At 73.0% G+C, this 20650-nt stretch carries 17 protein-coding genes; 7 read left to right on the forward strand and 10 right to left on the reverse strand.

From position 1 onward, the window contains the following. Window positions 1–14 precede the first annotated feature (14 nt). Window positions 15–1067 carry a YafY family protein gene (locus ABZ887_RS16155; protein ID WP_361288918.1) on the reverse strand — a complete coding sequence of 351 codons (1053 nt, stop codon included), beginning with the start codon at window positions 1065–1067 and terminating at the stop codon, window positions 15–17. Window positions 1068–1180: 113 nt separating this feature from the next. On the opposite strand from ABZ887_RS16155, the gene ABZ887_RS16160 reads away from it, so the two are divergent. Next, window positions 1181–1615, forward strand: coding sequence for a VOC family protein (locus ABZ887_RS16160; RefSeq protein WP_361288921.1), 435 nt, complete (start codon window positions 1181–1183; stop codon window positions 1613–1615). A gap of 60 nt (window positions 1616–1675) precedes the next feature. Further along, complete coding sequence (locus ABZ887_RS16165; RefSeq protein ID WP_361288924.1) at window positions 1676–5446, forward strand: ABC transporter ATP-binding protein; 3771 nt, start codon at window positions 1676–1678, stop codon at window positions 5444–5446. Window positions 5447–5471: 25 nt separating this feature from the next. On the opposite strand, the gene ABZ887_RS16170 is transcribed toward ABZ887_RS16165, so the two are convergent. Genes ABZ887_RS16170 through ABZ887_RS16185 form a run of 4 tightly spaced genes read right to left on the reverse strand, consistent with a single transcriptional unit; the run spans window position 5472 to window position 9598 of the window. Continuing rightward, a complete protein-coding gene (locus ABZ887_RS16170; RefSeq protein WP_361288927.1) occupies window positions 5472–6266 on the reverse strand; it encodes an MBL fold metallo-hydrolase in 795 nt (264 codons plus the stop codon). Continuing rightward, entirely contained in the window at window positions 6263–7888 is a 1626-nt protein-coding gene (locus ABZ887_RS16175) for a zinc-binding dehydrogenase (protein WP_361288930.1), read from the reverse strand. The genes ABZ887_RS16170 and ABZ887_RS16175 overlap by 4 nt, the downstream gene beginning before the upstream one ends. Window positions 7889–7914: 26 nt before the next feature. After that, a complete protein-coding gene (locus ABZ887_RS16180; protein WP_361288933.1) occupies window positions 7915–8475 on the reverse strand; it encodes an ester cyclase in 561 nt (186 codons plus the stop codon). 10 nt (window positions 8476–8485) lie between these two features. Next, the gene (locus ABZ887_RS16185) at window positions 8486–9598 is read right to left on the reverse strand and encodes a hypothetical protein (RefSeq protein ID WP_361288936.1); all 1113 of its coding nucleotides are present in this window, start codon (window positions 9596–9598) and stop codon (window positions 8486–8488) included. 124 nt (window positions 9599–9722) lie between these two features. Between ABZ887_RS16185 and ABZ887_RS16190 the strand changes: the two genes are divergently transcribed. Both ABZ887_RS16190 and ABZ887_RS16195 read left to right on the forward strand, forming a co-directional pair. Further along, window positions 9723–10400: a TetR/AcrR family transcriptional regulator C-terminal domain-containing protein gene (locus ABZ887_RS16190; RefSeq protein ID WP_361288939.1), complete on the forward strand. Its 678-nt coding sequence runs from the start codon at window positions 9723–9725 to the stop codon at window positions 10398–10400. A gap of 133 nt (window positions 10401–10533) precedes the next feature. After that, a complete protein-coding gene (locus ABZ887_RS16195) occupies window positions 10534–10926 on the forward strand; it encodes a hypothetical protein (RefSeq protein WP_361288942.1) in 393 nt (130 codons plus the stop codon). Between the two features lie 70 nt (window positions 10927–10996). Here the strand turns inward: ABZ887_RS16195 and ABZ887_RS16200 are convergent, their stop codons facing one another. After that, the gene (locus ABZ887_RS16200; RefSeq protein ID WP_361288945.1) at window positions 10997–11614 is read right to left on the reverse strand and encodes a hypothetical protein; all 618 of its coding nucleotides are present in this window, start codon (window positions 11612–11614) and stop codon (window positions 10997–10999) included. A gap of 103 nt (window positions 11615–11717) precedes the next feature. Beyond that, on the reverse strand, window positions 11718–13526 hold the full coding sequence (locus tag ABZ887_RS16205; RefSeq protein ID WP_361288948.1) for a glycoside hydrolase family 3 protein: 1809 nt from the start codon (window positions 13524–13526) through the stop codon (window positions 11718–11720). Between the two features lie 408 nt (window positions 13527–13934). On the opposite strand from ABZ887_RS16205, the gene aroA reads away from it, so the two are divergent. Continuing rightward, on the forward strand, window positions 13935–15185 hold the full coding sequence (gene aroA, locus ABZ887_RS16210) for a 3-phosphoshikimate 1-carboxyvinyltransferase (protein WP_361288951.1): 1251 nt from the start codon (window positions 13935–13937) through the stop codon (window positions 15183–15185). A 21-nt stretch (window positions 15186–15206) separates the two neighbouring features. On the opposite strand, the gene ABZ887_RS16215 is transcribed toward aroA, so the two are convergent. Both ABZ887_RS16215 and ABZ887_RS16220 read right to left on the reverse strand, forming a co-directional pair. Then, window positions 15207–16007: a sugar phosphate isomerase/epimerase family protein gene (locus ABZ887_RS16215; protein WP_361288954.1), complete on the reverse strand. Its 801-nt coding sequence runs from the start codon at window positions 16005–16007 to the stop codon at window positions 15207–15209. 17 nt (window positions 16008–16024) lie between these two features. Continuing rightward, window positions 16025–16960 (reverse strand): helix-turn-helix domain-containing GNAT family N-acetyltransferase, encoded by a 936-nt coding sequence (locus ABZ887_RS16220; RefSeq protein WP_361288957.1) that lies wholly within the window; start codon window positions 16958–16960, stop codon window positions 16025–16027. A 393-nt stretch (window positions 16961–17353) separates the two neighbouring features. Here ABZ887_RS16220 and ABZ887_RS16225 point away from each other — a divergent pair, with 393 nt between their 5' ends. Further along, entirely contained in the window at window positions 17354–17761 is a 408-nt protein-coding gene (locus ABZ887_RS16225) for a hypothetical protein (protein ID WP_361288960.1), read from the forward strand. Window positions 17762–17890: 129 nt separating this feature from the next. Continuing rightward, window positions 17891–19123, forward strand: coding sequence for an FAD-dependent monooxygenase (locus tag ABZ887_RS16230; protein ID WP_361288963.1), 1233 nt, complete (start codon window positions 17891–17893; stop codon window positions 19121–19123). A 243-nt stretch (window positions 19124–19366) separates the two neighbouring features. Here the strand turns inward: ABZ887_RS16230 and ABZ887_RS16235 are convergent, their stop codons facing one another. Continuing rightward, on the reverse strand, window positions 19367–20413 hold the full coding sequence (locus ABZ887_RS16235; protein ID WP_361288966.1) for a LacI family DNA-binding transcriptional regulator: 1047 nt from the start codon (window positions 20411–20413) through the stop codon (window positions 19367–19369). Window positions 20414–20650: the final 237 nt, after the last annotated feature.

Genomic DNA, 20650 nt, shown 5'->3' on the forward strand with positions numbered 1-20650 from the left:
CCGGGTCCTCGCCGTCAGACCTGACGGGCGCGGGACGCGAGGCGGTCGGCGAACGCGGCGACGAGGGAGCGCAGTTCGGCGGGGTGCTCGATGACGAACGGCCGGTCGAGGGCGGCGAGTACCGGGGGCAGCCAGTCGAGCCGCTCCGCCCGCAGCCCGACGCGCAGCCAGCGCTCGGCCGCCACGCCCTGGTCCGCCGCGGCCCCGTCCTGCTCCGCCGCGGCCTCGTCCCGGTCCGCCGCGGCCCCGTCCTGGTCCGCCGCGGGCTCGTGCTCCTCCACGGTCGCGACGCCGGCGGGAAGGCGGGCGCGGATCTGCTCGACCGTCCCGTGGATCCGCAGGCTCACCTCGTGCCGGTACCCGGCCGCCGCGAACCCCGACAGCACGCGCTCGGCCGGACCGGGACCCGCGGGCGCCTCGAAGGAGCCGGGCAGGGTGCGGGCGTCGGCGATGCGATCGAGCCGGAAGGTCCGGTCCTCGCCGATCCCGGGATCCGTGCCGGTGACGTACCAGCGGCCCGAGTGGGCGACGATCCCGTACGCGTGCAGGGTGCGGTCGGTGCGCCGTCCGTCACGGTCGGTGTAGCGGATCGAGACCGGACGGCGGTGGCGCACGGCATCGGCGACGGTGAGCAGGACACCCGCGTCCGGGATGTCGAACCCACCGGGCCGGTCCGTGAAGGCGAGGGCCTCCAGGAGCGTGTCGAGGCGACGGGCGAGGTGCTTGGGCAGCACCCGCCGGATCTTCGCCGACGCCGTCTCGCCCGCCGTCCGCTCCGCCGCCGTCAGCCCGGTCCGGCGGCCGGCGACCAGGCCGAGCAGCACGGCCAGCGCCTCGTCGTCGCTGAGCATGAGCGGCGGCAGCCGGTACCCGGGGGCGAGCCGGTAGCCGCCGTAGCGGCCGCGCACCGACTCCACGGGCACGTCCAGGTCGATCAGCTGGTCCACGTACCGCCGCACGGTGCGCCCTTCGACGCCGAGCCGGTCGGCGAGTTCGGCCATGGTCCGGGTGCCGCCCGACTGGAGCAGCTCCAGGAGGGTCAGCACGCGGCCGGTGGGGCGAGGCATGGGCAGAAACCTAACGCAGAAAGCCGCGAATACCGGACCGGTTCTGTCCACTATTCCTCCTAGCCTGCGCAGTGCACACCTCAGGCACGGCCATGCACGGCAAGGGAGATCCCATGGACTTCGTCTCGATCCGCATCATCACCGGCGACGTGGCGCGCCTCGTCGCGTTCTACGAGCGGGCCACGGGGGTGCGGGCGACCTGGGCCACCGAGGACTTCGCCGAACTCAGGACCGCGGCCGCGACCCTCGCGATCGCCGGTACCCGCACCGTCCCGCTGTTCGCCCCGGGCTCCGCCCGCCCCGCGGACAACCACAGCGTGATCACCGAGTTCCTCGTCGACGACGTGGACCGTGTGTACCGGAACCTGACCGGTCTCGTGACCGACTTCGTCACCGAGCCGACCACGATGCCCTGGGGCAACCGCTCCCTGCTGTTCCGCGACCCCGACGGCAACCTCGTCAACTTCTTCACGCCCGTCACCCCGGCGGCAGCGGCCAGGCAGGCCGGGCAGGCCGGGCAGGCCGGTCCAATTGTTGCGGAGGGATGAAATCCGCTCCGTTCCGTGTTGTGGCCATGCGGAAGAACAGGGCGAACGGAGGGCACCCGCGTGGCAGCGCAACAGGGGGAGCGGCGGCAGGGGGAGCGGCAGCAGGACGGCTGGGCGCGCAGGCTGGCGGGATACGCCTGGCGCCATCCCAGGGACGTCGTGCTCGCGCTCGGGTCCTCGCTGGCCGGCATGGCGGTGCTGGCCGTCGTACCCCTGATCACCAAGGTGATCATCGACGATGTCATCGGTGATCACAGCCGGTCCATGGGGCCCTGGGCCGGGGCCCTGATCGGCGCTGCCGTCCTCGTCTACGCGGCCACCTTCGTCCGCCGCTACTACGGCGGCCGGCTCGCCCTCGACGTCCAGCACGACCTGCGGACCGAGATGTACGGGACCATCACCCGGCTCGACGGGCGGCGGCAGGACGAGCTGTCCACCGGCCAGGTGGTGGGCAGGGCCACCAGCGACCTCCAGCTGATCCAGGGCCTCCTCTTCATGCTGCCGATGACCATCGGCAACGTCCTGCTCTTCCTGATCTCCCTCGCGATCATGGCCTGGCTGTCACCGCCGCTCACCCTGGTCGCCCTCGCCGTCGCCCCGGCCCTGTACTGGATCGCCAAACGCAGCCGCAGCAAGCTCCACCCCGCCACCTGGTACGCCCAGGCCCAGGCCGCCGCCGTGGCCGGTGTGGTCGACGGCGCGGTGAGCGGCGTACGCGTGGTCAAGGGGTTCGGGCAGGAGGAGCAGGAGACCGGCAAGCTGAGGGAGGTCGGGCGCCGGCTCTTCGCCGGGCGGCTGCGCACGATACGGCTGAACAGCAAATTCACCCCGGCCCTGCAGGCCGTCCCGGCCCTCGGCCAGGTCGCCATGCTGGCGGTCGGCGGCTGGCTCGCCGTCCGCGGGCACATCACCCTCGGCACCTTCGTCGCCTTCTCCTCCTACCTCGCCCAGCTGGTCGGCCCGGTCCGGATGCTCGCCGTGGTCCTCACCGTCGGCCAGCAGGCCCGCGCCGGCACCGAGCGCGTCCTGGAGCTGATCGACACCCGCCCGACCATGCAGGAGGGCACCAAGACCCTCCCCGCCGACGCGCCCGCGACCGTCGAGTTCGACGACGTGTCGTTCGGGTACGACCACGAGCGCCCCGTACTCCAAGGGCTCAGCTTCGAGATCCGGCCGGGCGAGACCCTCGCCGTCGTCGGCTCCTCGGGCTCCGGCAAGTCCACGGTCTCCCTCCTCCTGCCGCGCTTCTACGACGTCACCCACGGCGCCGTCCTGATCGGCGGCCACGACGTCCGCGAGCTGACCTTCGACTCGCTGCGCGCCGCGATCGGCCTGGTACCGGAGGACTCGTTCCTCTTCTCCGACACGGTCCGCAACAACATCGCGTACGGCCGTCCCGACGCGACCGAGGACGAGATCCGCGCCGCCTCCCGCGCCGCCCAGGCCGACCGTTTCATCGCCGAGCTGCCCGACGGCTACGACACCAAGGTCGGCGAGCAGGGCCTCACCCTCTCCGGCGGCCAGCGCCAGCGCATCGCCCTCGCCCGCGCCCTGCTCACCGACCCCCGCCTCCTCGTCCTCGACGACGCCACCTCGGCCGTCGACGCCCGCGTGGAGCACGAGATCCACGAGGCCCTCGCCCACGTGATGCGGGGCCGCACCACCCTCCTCATCGCGCACCGCCGCTCCACCCTCAACCTCGCCGACCGCATCGCCGTCCTCGACGGCGGCCGGCTCGCCGACATCGGCACCGACGAGGAGCTCCAGCAGCGGTCCGCCCTGTACCGCCGGCTCCTCACCGACCCCGACGAGCTGGGCGGGGTCTCCCCGGGGCACGCCCTCCCGGCCGTCTCGCGCGAGGACACGTCCGTGCGGGACGAGCTGGACGCCGAGTTCGACGCCGAGCGCGGCGTGACCCCGCGGCTGTGGACGGGGGACCGTACGCCCCGGGACCTCGCCCTCGCCGGCACCCCCGCCACTCCCGAACTCCTCGCCGAGGTCGAGGCGCTGCCCCCGGCGACCGACACCCCCGACATCGACGAGGCCGGCGCCGTACGTCCCGAGGACTCCTACGGCCTGCGCCGCCTGCTGCGCGGCTTCGGCGCGCCCCTGCTGGTCAGCCTCGGCCTGGTCGCCGTGGACGCCGGCATGGGCCTGCTGCTCCCGGTCCTGATCCGGCACGGCATCGACCAGGGCGTCAGCAGGATGGCGCTTGGCGCGGTCTGGGCGGCCTCGCTGCTCGGCCTGTTCGCGGTGCTCGCCCAGTGGGCGGCGCAGATCGGCGAGACCCGGATGACCGGCCGTACCGGCGAGCGGGTCCTCTACTCCCTGCGTCTGAAGATCTTCGCCCAGCTCCAGCGGCTCGGGCTCGACTACTACGAGCGGGAGCTGACCGGCCGGATCATGACGAGGATGACCACGGACGTGGACGCGCTGTCCACCTTCCTGCAGACGGGCCTGGTCACCGCCTTCGTCTCGGTCGTCACCTTCTTCGGCATCATGGTCGTCCTGCTGGTGATCGACGTGCAGCTCGCCCTCGTCGTCTTCGCCACCCTGCCCCCGCTGATCCTCGCGACCTTCTTCTTCCGCCGGGCGAGCGTGAAGGCGTACGAGCTCGCCCGGGAGCGGGTGTCGGTGGTCAACGCCGACCTCCAGGAGTCGGTGTCGGGCCTGCGGATCGTGCAGGCCTTCCGCCGCGAGCGGGACAGCCGCCACCGCTACACCGAGCGCAGCGAGAACTACCGCCGTGCCCGTATCCGGGGCCAGTGGCTGATATCGGTCTACTTCCCGTTCGTCCAGCTGCTGTCGTCGGTGGCCGCGGCGAGCGTGCTGATGGCGGGTGCCCACCGGGTGGAGGCGGCCACCCTCACCACCGGCGCGCTGGTCGCCTACCTGCTCTACATCGACCTGTTCTTCGCCCCCGTCCAGCAGCTCTCCCAGGTCTTCGACGGCTACCAGCAGGCGACCGTCTCCCTCGGCCGCATCCAGGAACTCCTGCGCGAGCCGACGTCGACCGAGTCCGCGGCCGAGCCCCTCGCCGTGACCTCGCTGCACGGCGACATCGCCTTCGAGGACGTGCACTTCGCGTACGGTGCCGCCGACAAGGGCGACGCGGCGTTGGGCGGCATCGACCTGACCGTCCCCGCCGGGCAGACGGTCGCCTTCGTCGGCGAGACCGGCGCCGGGAAGTCGACCCTGGTCAAGCTGGTGGCGCGGTTCTACGACCCGACGGGCGGCCGGGTGACCGTCGACGGCACGGACCTGCGCGACCTGGACCTCACCTCGTACCGGCACCGGCTCGGGGTCGTCCCGCAGGAGGCGTACCTCTTCCCCGGGACCGTCCGGGACGCCATCGCCTACGGCCGCCCGGACGCGACCGACGCCGAGGTGGAGGCGGCGGCCCGCGCGGTCGGCGCCCACGAGATGATCGCCACCCTCGACAACGGCTACCTCCACGAGGTGGCCGAGCGCGGCCGTAACCTCTCCGCGGGCCAGCGCCAGCTGATCGCCCTCGCCCGCGCCGAACTGGTCGACCCCGACGTGCTGCTCCTCGACGAGGCGACGGCCGCCCTGGACCTGGCGACGGAGGCCCAGGTCAACATGGCCACCGACCGCCTGACGGGCCGCCGTACCACCCTCGTGGTCGCGCACAGGCTGACCACCGCGGCCCGCGCCGACCGGGTGGTGGTCATGGACCACGGCCGGGTCGCCGAGGACGGCACCCACGACGAGCTGCTGGCCCTCGACGGCCGGTACGCCGAACTGTGGCGTACCTTCATCGGCCGGCCCGAGGAAGAGGAACCGGAGGAGCCGGTGGGCGCGACCCGCTGACCTCTCCCACCCGGCCGCCCGGCTCTCACCCGGCGGCCCGGGCCGCGGCGAACAGGCCCGGGTCGTGGGCGTTGACGAGCAGGAGGTCGTGGTCGGCGGCCTGCCACAGTTCGGCCAGCCGCTCGTGGTTGGCCCGTACTCTGCGCCAGTCGTGGGCGACGGCACGTTCCATGGCGAGCAGCGACTTCGGCGCCCTGCCGACACCGTCGACCTGGCCGTGGTGGTAGAACGCGTCACCGGCGTGGAGCACCCAGTGGTCGCCGGCGTCGACGGCGACCGCGGCGTGCCCGCGGGTGTGTCCGGGCAGGCCGATCAGCACGATGCCGGGCGAGATCCCGGTGAGCTCGGTGGCGGCCGCGAACCCGCGCCAGGCCTCGCCCGCCTCGGGTGTGTGGCGGACGAACGCCGGGGCGTGGGCGCGCTGCGCGGGCCTGTACCGCCCCTTCTCGACACGGGTGACCGGATGGAGCGCCGCGGTGGCCTCGGCGTCGGTGAGGTGGACGCGTGCCCAGGGGAAGTCGGTCAGCCCGCCGACGTGGTCGGCGTCGTAGTGGGTGAGCACGATGTCGCGGACGTCCGCCGGGTCGAGGCCGAGCCTCTCGACCTGCCGGACGGCCGTCTCGGACTCCTCGAACACGGGGCGCACGAAGTGCCGGGCCGGTCCGAACCGCCGGCCGGGTGCGGCCCTGTCGAGGAGACCGAGACCGGTGTCGACGAGGGCCAGTCCGGTGCCGGTCTCGACCAGCAGGACATGGCAGACCAGCCCCTCGGGCGCGCCCCAGGGACGCATGGTGCCGCAGTTCAGGTGGTGGACCCTCATCCGAACGCCGCCAGCGTCGCGGCCATGGCGGCGGGATCGCCGCCGAGGAGAGAGGCGTCGATCTCCTGGATCGGTTGGGTGCCGTCCCAGTGGGCGGCGGCCAGCCTGATCAGGTCGAAGACGACCTTCTTGGCGCCGCCGGTGTCGGAGATCTCGATGACGGTGCCGGGGTGGTGCTCGGTCTGCAGATAGGCGAACCGTCCGTCGGCTCCGCCGAGCCGGCCCTCCTGCCCGACGGTGAATCCGGCGGCGCGGGCACGGTCGTAGAGCTCCTGGTAGTTCTCGCTCCAGTAGGCGAGGTGCTGGACGCCTTCGTGGCCGGCGGCGAGGAAGTCCCGGTACATCGAGGGCGCGTCGTTGACCGGGGTGATGAGCTCGATCTGGATGTCGCCGCTGTTGGCGACGGCCACGTCCATGACCAGGTCGGAGGGCTTGCCCTGGTAGGTGAAGTCCCCGGGCCGGACGCCCCTGAGGTGGAACCACGGGCCGATGCCCGCCCTGGTGAAGTTCTCCATCGACGCGCGGATGTCGCGGACGACGTAGCCGATCTGCGCGATGCTGCCGAACATGTTCGCCACCGGGCTCGGGGCGGGCGCCGGTCCGGTGTGGGCGTCGGCGAAGGAGATCACGACCTTGCCGGTGGCGTCGCCGGTGCGGAGCCGGCGGGCGGCCTCGTCGGCCCTGGACACCGGGTGGACGGTGTCCAGGCGGGGGGCGATCCTTCCGTCGGCGACCGCGGGCAGCACGTGCTCGCCCAACGCGGCGACCACGTCGCCGAGTTCGGCGCGGGTGCGGATGCTGAAGGTGGTGCCGACCAGCTTCTGGCGGCGGAAGGCGACGGTGTCCAGGTCGAGGGCGGTCACAGGTCCGGCGAGCCGCCCGATGCTCATGACGGTGCCGCCGATCGCGGTGGCCGCCGGGAGCACGGCGAACAGCTCCCCGCCGACGTGGTCGAGGGTGATGTCGGCGCCCTGCCCGTCCGTGGCGGCGAGGACCGCGGCGGCGAGGTCCTCGGTGGCGGTGTTCACGGCGATGTCCGCGCCGGCGTCCAGCAGGGCGGCCCGCTTGGTGTCGGCGGTCGTCGTGGCGATGACGGTGCCCGCTCCGAGCGCTCGGGCGAGCTGGATGCCGATCAGGCCGATCGAGCTGGTGCCGCCGACGATCAGTACGGACTGCCCGGCGGTGAACCCGGCCTGGGTGACCAGCGCGTCGTGCTCGGTGACGAGACCGACGGGGAGGGTCGCGGCCTCCTCGAAGCCGAGCCGGTCCGGGATCGGGACGACCAGCCGCGGATGGCACAGGGCGTAGTCGGCGAACGCGCCGACCGTGATGCCCATGACCCGGGTTCCGGCGGGCAGGTGGGGTGCCAGCGGGCTCCCTGTCTCGACGACGCCCGCGACCTCCATGCCGGCCGTGAACGGCCCCTCGCCCTGCGAGTTGGCGGTGTAGGTGCCTTCGAGAGCGTAGAGGTCGGCCCGGTTCAGGCCGGCCGCGTGGACCTGGATCCGGACGGCTCCCAGTTGTGCGGGCAGTGCGGTCTCTTCGAGGCTCCAGGTGTCTCCCTTGCCGCCGACGAGTGCGCGCATGGTGGCCGGAGTCGTGACGGTGGTCGTCGGGGGCATCGGTGAACTCCTCTGGTCGGTGGTCGTCAACGGACGAAGTCGGGCGGCGTGGTCGTGAGCAGCCGCGGGTCGGGTGCGGGACCGGACATCGAGCGCAGACCCCTGAGGATGCGGAGCAGCCTGAGCAGGCCGCGCGGGGTGCGCTTGTCGACGCCGCCGATCAGTTGCCTGAGGATGGTCAGCCGGTCGAAGTAGATCCGCTCGGTGACGAGGTGCTCGTGCTCGTCGAAGACGAAGTACGCCGTCATACGGGTGCGGTGCCTCGACCCGGTCGGGGGGATCCCGCCGAGCGGCCCGTGGTGGGTGCCCAGCAGCCAGAACTCCACGATCACGGCGTCGGTGCTGTGCCGGAACGCGATGATCTCGTGGTCCTGGTCGGGGAAGGCCACGCGGGTGTCCCGGTAGTACTCGCGCACCTCCGCGTCGCCGTCGTGGACGGTCATCTGGGCGATCAGTTCGTAGTGCGGATGCGGGAACGTCGACAGCGTGGCGTCCCAGTCCTGGCTGACCTCGTCGTGGAAGTGGTCGAGCACGAGCTTCTCGCGGGCGCGCAGCACGGGTTCGGGCGGCAGGGTGAATCGCGACATGGTGGCCTCCTCAGACCGGCTGGACGCCGTGGGTGATGTGACCGTGGCCGAACGTCGGCGTCGTGCCGGGGTTCGTCCAGGCGCCGGTCAGTTCGCTGGAGGGGAAGAACTGCAGGAAGCGCGGGTCGGCCTGGCTGCGGTCGGCCAGCGTCTTCTCCAGGACGGCGGAGTTGTACTGGTCGGCGGTGGTCTCGATGGTGTTGGCGTTGAGCACCACCTCCTGCTGCCATCCCCGCGCCCATGTGGCGATGCCCGGCAGCCGGGAGTGCTCGGGGGTGAGGGCCTCGGCGGCGATGACGTTCTCGCTGCTGACCCAGATCCCGGTCGACGTGTTCAGGACGAGGCTCTGGTTGCCGAAGACGTGGCCCGGCGTCTTGACCACGGCCACGCCCGGGCCGAGGACGACCGAGCCGTCGATCGGCAGGAACGCCTCGGGCGGGACGTCGCGGTAGGTGTCCGGCTGGTACCAGGGCCGCTGCAGCGGATGCAGCTCGGCCATGCCGGCCAGCTCGTCCCGCTGGACGACGACCTTGGCGCGGGGGAACGCGGCCCGCGGGCGGGCGTCGAGATCGTCCTGGTGGGCGGTCGTGCCCACCCAGCGGCGCAGGTCCTGCGTGTGCAGGTGGTCGAACATCAGGTAGTCGACCTCGTCCGGCCGGATGCCGAGCCGGGCGAGGTGCCCCGGCACCGTGCCGTGCTCGCGGACCATCCGTCGCTCGATGACGCTCGGCGTCTTCCGGGCGAGGTTGTCGAAGTAGGGCGTGTAGCGGCCCAGTTCGACGTCGCTCGGCTCGAAGAGCAGCACCCGCGGGCGACCGTCGCCCTCCCGCCACCGGATGACGAGCATGCGGTTGGTGATCGACAGGAACGGGGCGATCGCGCGCGAGGCGCGGAACAGGCCGAACCGCGTGGGGTAGGGCAGCGTGACCAGATCGCAGGTGACGACGGTGTCCGGCGTACCCGTCGGGGCGAACTCGGCACGGAACGCCCGCGCCTGGGCACGCGCCGTCCGCAACCGGACGCCCGGCGGCTCGTCCGACCTCGACAGGTCGGTCAGGGTGTCGATGCCGGTGCCGACCGTCGGCAGGTCGGCCACCTCACCGGGACCCCACGGAAATCGCATCGCGGCTCCTTCCCTCTTTACCCACGTCGTGGGTATTAACTGGGCTGGGCCAAATATACCCACGCCGTGGATTAATTCAATGGCGGGCGTCATTGTGGGGCATCGCGGCGGGCATCATGGGGTGATGACCGAGCCACGAGAGCCCCGACGGGGTCGCCCGCCCAAGGGGGCGCCGCTGCTGAACCGCGCCGCGATCGTCAAAGCCACCCTCGAGGTCATCGACCTGGACGGCATCGACGCGGTCTCCATGCGCTCCGTCGCCCGCATCCTCGGCGTCGACCCGAAGAGCCTCTACAACCACGTCGCCGGCAAGGACGGCCTCCTCGACGCGGTGGCCGAACAGATCCTCGGATCGATGAGCCTGCCCGAGCCCACCGGAGACGTGCGCGGCGACCTGTGCGCCATCGGCCACGCCTTCCGTGACCGCGCCCTCGCCCATCCCCGGGCGGCGCAGCTCGTCCTCACCCGCCAACTCGCCTCGCTCGAAGGGCTCGCCCCGGTCGACGCCGTCCTCGCCGCCCTCCGCGCCACGGGCTGTCCGCGGCGCGAGGCCGTCTCGATCCTGCGCAGCCTGGTCGCCACGCTGATCGGCACCCTGCTCCGCGAGGTGCACGCGGGACCCACGTACGGCGTGAGCGACGCTCCCGGCATCGCGCAGCGCCAGGCCGTGCTGGAGCGCTCGGGCCTGCCTCGCGTCGCCGAAGCCGCCGCCGACCTGGCCCGCTTCGACAGTGACGCCGAGTTCGAGTTCACCCTCGACCTCGCCCTCGACGCCGTCATGGCCCGCCTCGCCGCTTCCTGAGGCGACGCGGCCGTGCGCAGGGGTCGGTGGACTCGCGTCCCTGACGGCCGTGCAACCATCCGACATACGTCGGGCGTCCGTACATCTGTACGGTCATGGTGGGTGCACAGCTGCGGTACGGGAGGGGACGACTGTGGACAGTGGTGCGATACGTCGGCGGCTGGCGCTCGGTGCGGCCGTGCTGGCCGCCTCCGGGGTGTTCGCCCTCGTGGCGCCGGCCGAGGCCCAGGCGGCGACGGCCGCGAACTGCGCCGGGCGCGAGGTGCGGACCCTGTCCTTCGCCACCGGCACCGTGCACGTCTACCGGCAGGGCGGCTACGTCTGCGCGATCACCCTCCCCAGGAAGTCCGGCGGCAGGCGGACGATGTCCGTCAGCGTCCAGGCCCGCGGCAACCGCCCGGTCGTCGACAAGGGCAAGTACAGCCACCGCGCGGGCCCGGTCACGGTCCACGCCGGGCACCGGTGCGTGTGGGTGCGGGGCACGGTGGGGCGGAGTTCGGTGAGCTCGGGATGGATCCTCTGCTGAGGGGCGCCCCGCCTTTCCGTGATGTCGTGAGGCCGCGTGCCCGGCCGTGCTTCTGGCGGCCCGCCCGCGTTCACACGCGGCGGGCGCAGCCCACCGGGTGCTCGCCGCCGAGCTGGACGTACAGGGCGGTGGCGGCCGGGCAGGCGTCCCGCGAGGTCACCGCCCGCACCACCCGGTACTGCGGCTTCCGCTTCCCCGAGCCGTCGCAGACGGTCTCCCGGACCTGGCCGTGGCCGGAGCCGTAGACGCAGTCGCCGACGATCGTGCGCGGCCCGCCGCCCCCGCCGGGGTCACCCGGGTGCGGCGGCTCCAGGTTGCGCATGCAGGCGTAGCCCTGCGGGATCGTTCCGTCGCCGTCCTCGTCGCCGCCCGTGTGCTGGGCGCCGATGTGCAGCACGAAGTCGGTGGTGGCCGGGCACAGCGGCCCGTCGGCCACGGCGCCGTCGTACCGGGCGATCACCCGGGCCGCCGCCCGTTCGCCGCCGCAGGGCACCTCGGTGAAGCTCGCGGTCCCGAACGAGCTGCACTCGTCGACCGCGAGGAACTGCGTGCCGTACCCGGGCAGCGTCGGGCTCGCCGTCGACCGGGCGCTGCCCGCCGGTGCCCCGGACGAGGACGTCCGGCAGCCGGCCGGCAGCAGCACGACGGCCAGCGTCACCAGAACCCCCGCAAAACGCCTGCTGCGCATACCGACCCCCCTTGCCAGCGTGGCCCGCGGTCACGGCCCACGCCAGCTGTCCGGGAGGCTTTCCGCCTGATGTGGGTGTTACGCCCGGTTCCGTGACGTACGTCTAGTACGTCAGCCCGTGGCCGATCGGGTACAGCACCTGCGCCGGATCGTCCGCCCGCGGTACGGGCACCGGCAGCCTGCCGTGCGGTGCCACCTGGCCCGCGATCACCCGTGCCGCAGCCCGCAGTTCGACGTCGGTCCACGAGTAGGTCGCCAAGCAGGCCTTCAGGGAGGGGAGTTGGGCGACATCGTAGGGATTGCGCACCGCCACCGCCACCACCGGGACGCCGGTCGCGACCAGCCGTTCCACCAGCCGCTGTTGCCCGCCGCCCGCCGTCACGTTGTACGTCCCGACGACCACCGCGTCCGCTCCCCGCGCCGCCGCGACCGCCTTGTCGACGTCGGCGGCGGAGGGGTCCATGCCCGTGGACAACGCGGTCGCGGCGAAGCCCAGTTCGGTGAGGGCGGCGGCGAGCACGCCGGTCGGCGGTCCCGTCGTACCGGACGGGGAGGCCGGGTCGGCGCCGACGACCAGCACCGTGCCGTGCGTACGGCGGGACAGCGGGAGCAGGCCGCCCTCGTTGACCAGCAGCGTGGTGGTGCGCTCGGCGATCCGGTCGGCGGCGGCGAGGTGCTGCGCCGTGCCGACCACCCGGCCGACGTCCTTCTCGTGCACGTACGGCCGGTCGAGCAGCCCCAGCCGGGACTTCAGCCGCAGGATCCGCAGGACCGACTCGTCCAGCCGGGCCTCGGTCAGCTCGCCGTCCCGTACGGCCTTGAGGACGGCGTTCCAGGCGATGTCCAGGTGGGGCGGGTCGAGGAGCTGGTCCACGCCTGCCTGGAGAGCGAGCACGGGCACCCGGTCGTCGCCGTACTTCGTGCGGACCCCCGCCATCCCGAGGGAGTCGGTCACCACCACCCCGTCGTAGCCGAGTTCGCCGCGCAGGATGCCGGTGAGGACGGGGTGCGAGAGGGTCGCCGGGTCGCCGGAGCCGTCCAGGGCCGGGAACTGGATGTGCGCGGTCATGACCGAGTCGACGCCGGCCGCGATCGCCGCCCGGAACGGGACCGCGTCCAGCTTCTCCCACAGCTCCCGGCTGTGCGTGATCACCGGGAAGCCGGTGTGGCTGTCGACGGCGGTGTCGCCGTGCCCCGGGAAGTGCTTGACGGTGGCCGCCACGCCCGCGTCCCGGTACCCCTGCACCTCGGCGGCGACCAGGGACCCGACCGCGTCCGGACCGGCCCCGAAGGACCGTACGCCGATGATCGGGTTGGCCGGGTTCACGTTGACGTCGGCGTCGGGGGAGTAGTCCTGCCGGACGCCCATCGCGCGCAGCTCGGCGCCGGAGATCCGGCCGAGGGCGCGGGCGTCGGCCCGGGAGCCGCCCGCCCCCATGGCCATGGCGCCGGGGAAGAGGGTGGCGGGCCTGCCGATCCGGCAGACGGCGCCGTGCTCCTGGTCGGTGGCGATCAGGACGGGCAGGCCGCGCGGCTGCGCCAGCGAGGCCCGCTGGATCCCGTTCGACAGCTCGGCGATCTGCCGCGGGTCCCGGGTGTTGTGCGTCCAGGTGAAGTAGATGATCCCGCCGATGCGGTACTTCGCGACCAGCTCGACGGCGGTGCGGACGCCGATCTCCTTGAGGTTGGCGTCGATGTCGGCCTGGTCGGGGTCGGTGGCCGAGTGCCCGTAGAACCGCGCCACGAACAGCTGGCCGACCTTCTCCTCGACCGTCATCCGCGCGACGATCGCCCGGAGCTTCTTGTCGTCGGAGTTCGTGTCGCCGGCGCCGAAGGCATCCGCGCCGGTGCCGACGGCCAGTCCCGCGGTGACGCCCGCGGTCGCGGCGAGAACGGTGCGTCTGGAGGGCACGTGCGCTCCTTTTGGTGGGGAATGCACAGTAACCAGAAAGGGGCCGCCATCGGCGCATTGGAGGGGGGCACGTCGATGGCGGCGGGCCGACGGCCGTGGTGCGGCGGAGAGGGTAGGTCGGCGATCGCAGCCAGCAGCGAGGGCCGACACCACACCACGGAGACTCTCCCGGCAGCCTGCGGGTTCGACGGACGGGGGAGGAGCCGGGTTCCCGCGCGTACGAAAATCCCCGGAAGTCGTGACAAGGAGGACTGCCGGGACGAATGTGACACCGTCCAGCCGGAGCGCCCCGTCAGGGGCGCGGGGAACTGCGCGACAAGCCCCCACCGGCCCGCGCACACCGAACAACCTGTTCCAGCCCATGGACAAACGCCCCCGCACCCCCGGGAAACCAGAGATCATCGGCCCATGCCCCTCGTCGCGATCCCCGGTTCCAAGTCCGTCACCGCCCGCGCCCTCTTCCTCGCGGCCGCCGCCGACGGAGTCACCACCCTCGTCCGCCCCCTCCGCTCCGACGACACCGAGGGCTTCGCCGAGGGCCTGACCCGGCTCGGCTACCGCGTCGGCCGGACCCCCGACACCTGGCAGGTGGACGGCCGCCCGCAGGGCCCGGCGCTGCCGGAGGCCGAGGTCTACTGCCGGGACGGCGCCACCACCGCCCGCTTCCTGCCCACCCTCGCCGCGGCCGGCCACGGCAGCTACCGCTTCGACGCCTCCGAGCAGATGCGCCGCCGCCCCCTCGCCCCGCTCACCCGCGCCCTGCGCGACCTCGGTGTCGACCTGCGCCACGAGGAGGCGGAGGGCCACCACCCGCTGCGCATCGAGGCGGCCGGGGTCGAGGGCGGCGAGGTGACGCTCGACGCCGGGCAGTCCTCGCAGTACCTCACCGCCCTGCTGCTGCTCGGCCCACTCACCCGCAGGGGCCTCAGGATCCGGGTGACGGACCTGGTGTCCGCGCCGTACGTGGAGATCACCATCGCGATGATGCGGTCGTTCGGGGTGGAGGTGGCGCGGGAGGGCGAGGTCTTCGTCGTCCCGCCGGGCGGCTACCGGGCCACCACCTACGCGATCGAGCCCGACGCCTCCACCGCGAGCTACTTCTTCGCCGCGGCGGCCGTGACGGGCCGTGAGGTCACCGTGCCGGGGCTCGGCCGGGGCGCGCTCCAGGGCGACCTGGGGTTCGTGGACGTCCTGCGGCGGATGGGCGCGGACGTCGAGATCGCCGAGGACCGGACGACCGTGCGCGGCACCGGCACGCTCCGCGGCCTCACCGTCGCCATGCGGGACATCTCCGACACCATGCCGACCCTCGCGGCCGTCGCGCCCTTCGCGGACGGCCCGGTCCGGATCGAGGACGTGGCCAACACCCGGGTGAAGGAGTGTGACCGGCTGGACGCCTGCGCGGAAAACCTGCGCCGGCTGGGGATCGAGGCCGTCACGGGTGACGACTGGATCGAGATCCGGCCCGGCACCCCCGCCCCGGCCGAGATCAAGACCTTCGGCGACCACCGCGTCGTGATGTCCTTCGCGGTGACCGGCCTGCGCACCCCCGGCATCTCCTTCGACGACCCGGGGTGCGTGAAGAAGACCTTCCCGGGCTTCCACGAGGCGTTCGGGGAGCTGGCCGGGGGGTGGGGGATCCCGCTCGCCGGCGCGTGAGCGCGACGGCGGGACCCGGGCTCAGGCCGACTCGTTGAGCAGCCGCGCCAGGTGGTCGCGCCCCGCCGCCAGCAGCCCGGGCAGCGGGGCCGCCGCCTCGTACCAGCGCTTCTCGTACTCCCAGCACAGCCAGCCGTCCCAGCCGTGCCGGGAGAGCACCTCCACGCACTCGGACAGCGGCAGGATCCCGGCGCCGAGCGGCAGCGGGGTGGTGTCGTCGGCCGAGGCGATGTCCTTGACCTGGACATAGCCGAGGTGCGGGGCGAGCGCCGCGTAGCTCTCGGCGGGCTGCTCGCCGCCCAGCCAGGTGTGCATGACGTCCCAGAGCGAGCCGACCATGCGGTGGCCGACCGGTCCGAGGATCCGGATCGCGGCGGCGCCGGTGCGGTGCGAGTCGTGGGTCTCCAGGAGGACCCGCACGCCGAGCGCGGAGGCGTCCTCGGCGACCGTGCCGAGCCGCCGGGCGGCGATCGCGTCGGACTCGGCGGCGGGCAGGTCCGGGTCGGCGCCCGGGAAGACCCGCACGTAGGAGGCGCCCAAGTCATGGGCGAGCTGGAGGAGTCGGCGCGTCTCGTCGAGGACCGGGGCGTCCTCGCCGGGCGCCGCGACCCGCGCGTACCCGGCGACGCCCAGCACCTCCACCCCGGCCGCCTTGAACTCGGCGGCCACGTCGGCGCGCGCGGCCGGGCCGAGGCCGGGATGCACCGGCTCTTCCGGGTGGGCGCGCAGCTCCACGCCGTGGTAGCCGTGGGCCGTGGCGAGCGCCAGCACGTCGGGCACCGGCAGACCGGGTACCCCGAGGGTGGAGAAGGCGAACCTCATGTCCACCAACCTACTTCTCACTCGCCGGTCGTGTGCAGGTCCAGCCGCCAGTCCTGGCCGACCAGGTCCTTGCCGAAGGAGCGGTGCGGTTTCTCGGCGGTGAGGACGAAGCCGTGCCGCTGGTAGATGCGGCGGGCGGCGGACAGCACGTCGTTGGTCCACAGCACCAGCTCCCGGTAGCCGACCCCGCGCGCGAAGTCGGTCACGGCGGTGACCAGCCGGTCGCCGACGCCGAGCCCGCGGGCCTCCGGTTCGACGAGCAGCAGCCGCAGCCGTGCGGTGCCCGGGGCGTCGTCCCGTACGCACATCACGCAGCCCACCGGCCGCCCGGCCCACTCGGCGATCCAGGTCCGCTCCAGGTGCGGGTCGTGGTCCTCGGCGTAGTCGGCGACGATCCGGGCGACGAGCCCCTCGTAGTCGGCGTTGAAGCCGTACTCGGCGGCGTACAGGGCGGCGTTGCGCTGCACGATCCAGCCCAGGTCGCCGGGGTGCGGCTCGCGCAGCACGACCTCGCCGGAGCCCTCGGGGGTGTGCCCGTCGCCGAGGATCGTGCGGATGGTGCGCATGGCCTCGGCGAGGCGTGTCCGCGCACCGGGGTCGACGGCGTCCAGCAGCGAGCCGACCGATTCCCGGGCCCGCTCGTCCAGCAGCCCGGCGGCGGCCCGGCCGGCCGGGGTGAGCGAGACGCGGCGCCGCCGCGGGTCCTTCTCCGAGGGCGCGCGCCCGATCAGCCCGGCCTCCTCGAACTTGTTGAGGATCCGGCTCAAGTACCCGGCGTCGAGTGCGAGATCGGACCGCAGGTCGGCCGCGTCGGTGTCGGCGGAGTGCGCGAGCTCGTACAGCACGCGGGCCTCGGTGAGGGTGTACGGGGCGTAGAGGTGGCGGCCGTAGTCGAGGGCGCCGATGAGGTTGGTGTAGAAGCGGTTGAAGGCGCGGATGTCCTGGACGGTCATGGCTGGACCCCGATGGTTGACTGAGTCAGAGATACCGTGCCTCCGAGGCTATCCCGACACCCCGTCCGGCCGGAAGGCGTCGGCCCGAACGGCGGTCCCGCAGGCTTTACTTGTTCTTTTTTGCCTGGGCCTGGTCCTGCTTTTGACTTCGTCGCGCCAGCGCCGTAGGTTTATACACGAACGTCACTTATGTCCGTTTCAACGAGGACGTGACGTGGTCCGCCGGAGAGCCCGGACGGGTGCGGAGAAACCCGGAATCGCGGGCGGCGGACGCGCTCGGAGCTGCGCGCAGGCTCCGGAGCGCACGCAGGGCGGCCCCCCTGAGGCGGCGGCCGTCGTAAGACAACCACACCCTCGGAGAGGGGCGAAACCATGCGCGCGCACACCACACGTATGAAGAGGGTCGCCATCGCTGCGATTTCGGCACCTGTTCTGGCGCTCGCCGCCGGAGCCGGAGTCGCCAGCGCGGCCACCCACGCGGCGCCCGCCCACGTCGTCTCCTACCAGGACAACGGCGGTGGCGGTGGCGGTCACGGCGGCGGTGGCGGGGGCCACGGCGGCGGCGGTGGCGGCCATGGCGGCGGAGGCTACGGCGGCGGTCACGGTGGCGGCGGCTACGGCGGCGGTCACGGCGGCTACGGCGGTGGCGGTTACGGCGGTCACGGCGGCTACGGCGGCGGCTACGGCGGCTACGGCGGTCACGGCGGCTACGGCGGCTGGGGCGACGACTACGGCTGGAGCGGCCACAACGGTGGCGGCTGGGGCGGCGGCGGTGGCTGGGGCGGAGGTGGCTGGGACTAGCCAGGTCACAGCGTGTGAAGCTCCCTGACAGCAAAGGACGGATCCGGGTGCCCGACCCAAGGGCACCCGGACCCGTGCATCCCGACCCCTGCGGGCCCCGGGGCCCGCGGCCGTGGAGGCGGTGACCGGATGAGGATCGTCTGTGTGGGCGGAGGCCCGGCCGGACTGTACTTCTCGATCTCGGCGAAACTGCGGGACGCCGGGCACGAGATCATCGTCCTGGAGGCGGACCCGCCCGAGGCCACCTTCGGCTGGGGCGTCGTCTACTGGAACGACCTGCTGGACATCCTGCACCGCAACGACCCCGAGAGCGCACGCGAGGTCAGCGCCGGCTCGGTGCTCTGGCAGCAGCAGGACATCCGCGTGCACGGCAACCGGTACGACGGCACCGCGTACTTCGGCGGCTACGGCTACAGCATGGGCCGCGCCGCCCTCCTCGACGTCCTGACCCGGCGCGCGAAGTCCCTCGGCGTCGACGTACGGCACGGAGAGCGCCTCGCCGACCCCGCCGACCTGCCCGACGCCGACCTGGTCCTGGCCGCCGACGGGGCCAGGAGCCGGATCAGGCAGAGCCGCGCCGAGCACTTCGGCACCCGCCTGGAGACCGGCCGCAACCCGTTCATCTGGCTCGCCACGGACCGCCAGTTCGACAGTTTCGTGTTCGCCTTCGAGGAGACTGGGGCGGGCTGGATCTGGTTCCACGCCTACCCGTCGTTCAAGGGCGTCAGCACCTGCATCGTGGAGTGCTCCCCGGAGACCTGGCAGGGCCTCGGCCTGGACACGCTCGACGAGGAGGACGCCCTGCCCCTGCTGGAGAAGATCTTCCACCGCGCGCTCGACGGCCACTCCCTGATCAGCCGGTCGCGCGGCGCCCCCGCCAAGTGGCAGCGGTTCACGCACCTCACCAACCGGACCTGGGTCGACGACCGCGACGGCCGCCCCGTCGTCCTGGCCGGCGACGCCGCGCACACCACCCACTTCACGCTGGGCTCCGGCACCCGGCTGGCGATGATCGACGCGATCGTGCTCTCCGAGGCCCTCAGGGGCTTCCCGGACCCGCGGGTCGCGCTGCGCGAGTACGACAAGCGGCGGCGCGCGGAACTCCACCCCGTCCAGGCGGCGGCGCGCACCAGCATGGCCTGGTTCGAGCGGCTGGACGACTACCTGGACCGCGACCCGGTCGAGTTCGCCTACGCGATGGCGGTCCGCCAGGGCGGCCACCAGTCCCCCTGGCGGTACCAGACCCACCTCGCCATCCAGCACACCCCGGTACGCCGCGCCCGCCGCGCCTACGACACGGGCGTGCGCTGGTACCAGGACCGCAAACGCGGCGAGGCGGCGCTGCCGCTGCTGGGCCGATGAGGGCCGTCGGCCGGCCGCGGGCCGGTGGGGGTCGCTCGCGCAGTTCCCCGCGCCCCTGAAAAGCAGGGGGTCGCGCAGCGCCCTGTCTTTGTCTTTAGGGGCGCGGGGAACTGCGCGACAAGCCCCCACCGGCCCGCAGCCGAAACACGACCGTCGGGACGAGGACGGGGACGAGGGCGAGGGATGGTCGGGGGCACCTGAGCCGCGCCCCCCGGTATCGGATTCCTCGTGTCCCGCCTGCTTTCAGGCGCGCGGCACCCCCGACGACCCCCGCACCATCAGCTCCCCCCGCACCGTCGCGATCCCGCCCGGCGGCGGCTCCTCGCGGCCCATGGCGATACGGCCGGCCCGTGCCCCCGCCTCCGCCAGCGGCAGCCGCACCGTCGTCAGCGACGGCACCGCGTCGATGCTGAACGGCAGGTCGTCGAAGCCGGCCACCGACACGTCCGCCGGGATCCGCAGCCCCGACTCCCGCAGCGCCGCGCACGCGCCGAGCGCGACGGAGTCGTTCGCCGCCACCACCGCGGTGAGCGACGGGTCCCGGCGCAGCAGCTCCAGCGTCGCCTCGTACCCCGCCCGGCGGTCGTAGCGCCCGTGCACGGTCCAGCGCGGGTCCTCCTCGATGCCCGCCTCGGCCAGCGCGGCCCGGTGGCCCTCCAGCCGGTGCCGGGTGGTGGTCCGCTCCTCGGGTCCCGCGATGTACCCGAGGCGCCGGTGGCCGAGCCCGATGAGATGCTCGGTCAGCTGCTTGCCGCCACCGCGGTTGTCGAAGGTCAGCGCCACCGCGTCGGTGTCCGGCGCCGGCGGCCGCCCGCACAGCACCACCCGGGTCCCCGCGTCCGCCAGCTTGCGCAGCTTCGCCGCCACCGCCGCCGCGTGCGGCGCGTCCTCCACGGCCCCGCCGGTCAGGATCACCGCCGCCGCCCGCTGCCGCTGCAGCAGGGTCAGGTACGTCAGCTCCCGCTCCGGCGAGCCCCCGGTGTTGCAGGTCACCGCCAGCCGCTCGCCGCCCGCGCGCCCGCCCGGACCGCCGATCTCGGCCTGGATCGCGCTCGCCATGATCCCGAAGAACGGGTCGGCGATGTCGTTGACGAGGATGCCGACCAGGTCGGAGGTGGCCGCCGCGAGCGCGCTCGCCGGCCCGTTGAGGACGTAGTCCAGCTCGTCCACCGCCCGCAGCACCCGTTCCCGGGTGGTCGCCGCCACGGGGTAGTTGCCGTTCAGTACGCGCGACACCGTCGCGGGCGAGACCTGGGCGCGGGCCGCCACGTCCGCCAGGGTCACCGTCATCTCGTCGTCCTCCGGTCGCGCATCTCGTCGTACGTCGTCGTACACAGCCTGATCGACAGGCCGATCCACAGACTGTTCAAAGGAAGCCCCCTTGCCGTGCAGACCATAAGGCCATTCACTCCTGTTGTTCGCCCCCTCGAACAACTCGACCCCATCACGGTCTTGTACAGACCAGGGTTCAAAGGCTAGCTTCTGACCATATAGAAAGCGCTTGCTGCGTTGCTGAGACGCACGCGG

The organism is Streptomyces sp. NPDC047061, from assembly GCF_040643955.1.
In the GTDB taxonomy this organism is placed as follows: Bacteria; Actinomycetota; Actinomycetes; order Streptomycetales; family Streptomycetaceae; genus Streptomyces.

What these genes read in the sequence shown, in the direction of transcription:
- ABZ887_RS16170 (WP_361288927.1), bottom strand. Translation starts at nt 6,266, where the DNA reads ATGAGGGTCCACCACCTGAACTGCGGCACCATGCGTCCCTGGGGCGCG.
- ABZ887_RS16225 (WP_361288960.1), top strand. Translation starts at nt 17,354, where the DNA reads ATGAAGAGGGTCGCCATCGCTGCGATTTCGGCACCTGTTCTGGCGCTC.
- ABZ887_RS16190 (WP_361288939.1), top strand. Translation starts at nt 9,723, where the DNA reads ATGACCGAGCCACGAGAGCCCCGACGGGGTCGCCCGCCCAAGGGGGCG.
- ABZ887_RS16160 (WP_361288921.1), top strand. Translation starts at nt 1,181, where the DNA reads ATGGACTTCGTCTCGATCCGCATCATCACCGGCGACGTGGCGCGCCTC.
- ABZ887_RS16200 (WP_361288945.1), bottom strand. Translation starts at nt 11,614, where the DNA reads ATGCGCAGCAGGCGTTTTGCGGGGGTTCTGGTGACGCTGGCCGTCGTG.
- ABZ887_RS16220 (WP_361288957.1), bottom strand. Translation starts at nt 16,960, where the DNA reads ATGACCGTCCAGGACATCCGCGCCTTCAACCGCTTCTACACCAACCTC.
- ABZ887_RS16175 (WP_361288930.1), bottom strand. Translation starts at nt 7,888, where the DNA reads ATGCCCCCGACGACCACCGTCACGACTCCGGCCACCATGCGCGCACTC.
- ABZ887_RS16215 (WP_361288954.1), bottom strand. Translation starts at nt 16,007, where the DNA reads ATGAGGTTCGCCTTCTCCACCCTCGGGGTACCCGGTCTGCCGGTGCCC.
- ABZ887_RS16235 (WP_361288966.1), bottom strand. Translation starts at nt 20,413, where the DNA reads ATGACGGTGACCCTGGCGGACGTGGCGGCCCGCGCCCAGGTCTCGCCC.
- ABZ887_RS16155 (WP_361288918.1), bottom strand. Translation starts at nt 1,067, where the DNA reads ATGCCTCGCCCCACCGGCCGCGTGCTGACCCTCCTGGAGCTGCTCCAG.
- aroA (WP_361288951.1), top strand. Translation starts at nt 13,935, where the DNA reads ATGCCCCTCGTCGCGATCCCCGGTTCCAAGTCCGTCACCGCCCGCGCC.
- ABZ887_RS16185 (WP_361288936.1), bottom strand. Translation starts at nt 9,598, where the DNA reads ATGCGATTTCCGTGGGGTCCCGGTGAGGTGGCCGACCTGCCGACGGTC.
- ABZ887_RS16180 (WP_361288933.1), bottom strand. Translation starts at nt 8,475, where the DNA reads ATGTCGCGATTCACCCTGCCGCCCGAACCCGTGCTGCGCGCCCGCGAG.
- ABZ887_RS16230 (WP_361288963.1), top strand. Translation starts at nt 17,891, where the DNA reads ATGAGGATCGTCTGTGTGGGCGGAGGCCCGGCCGGACTGTACTTCTCG.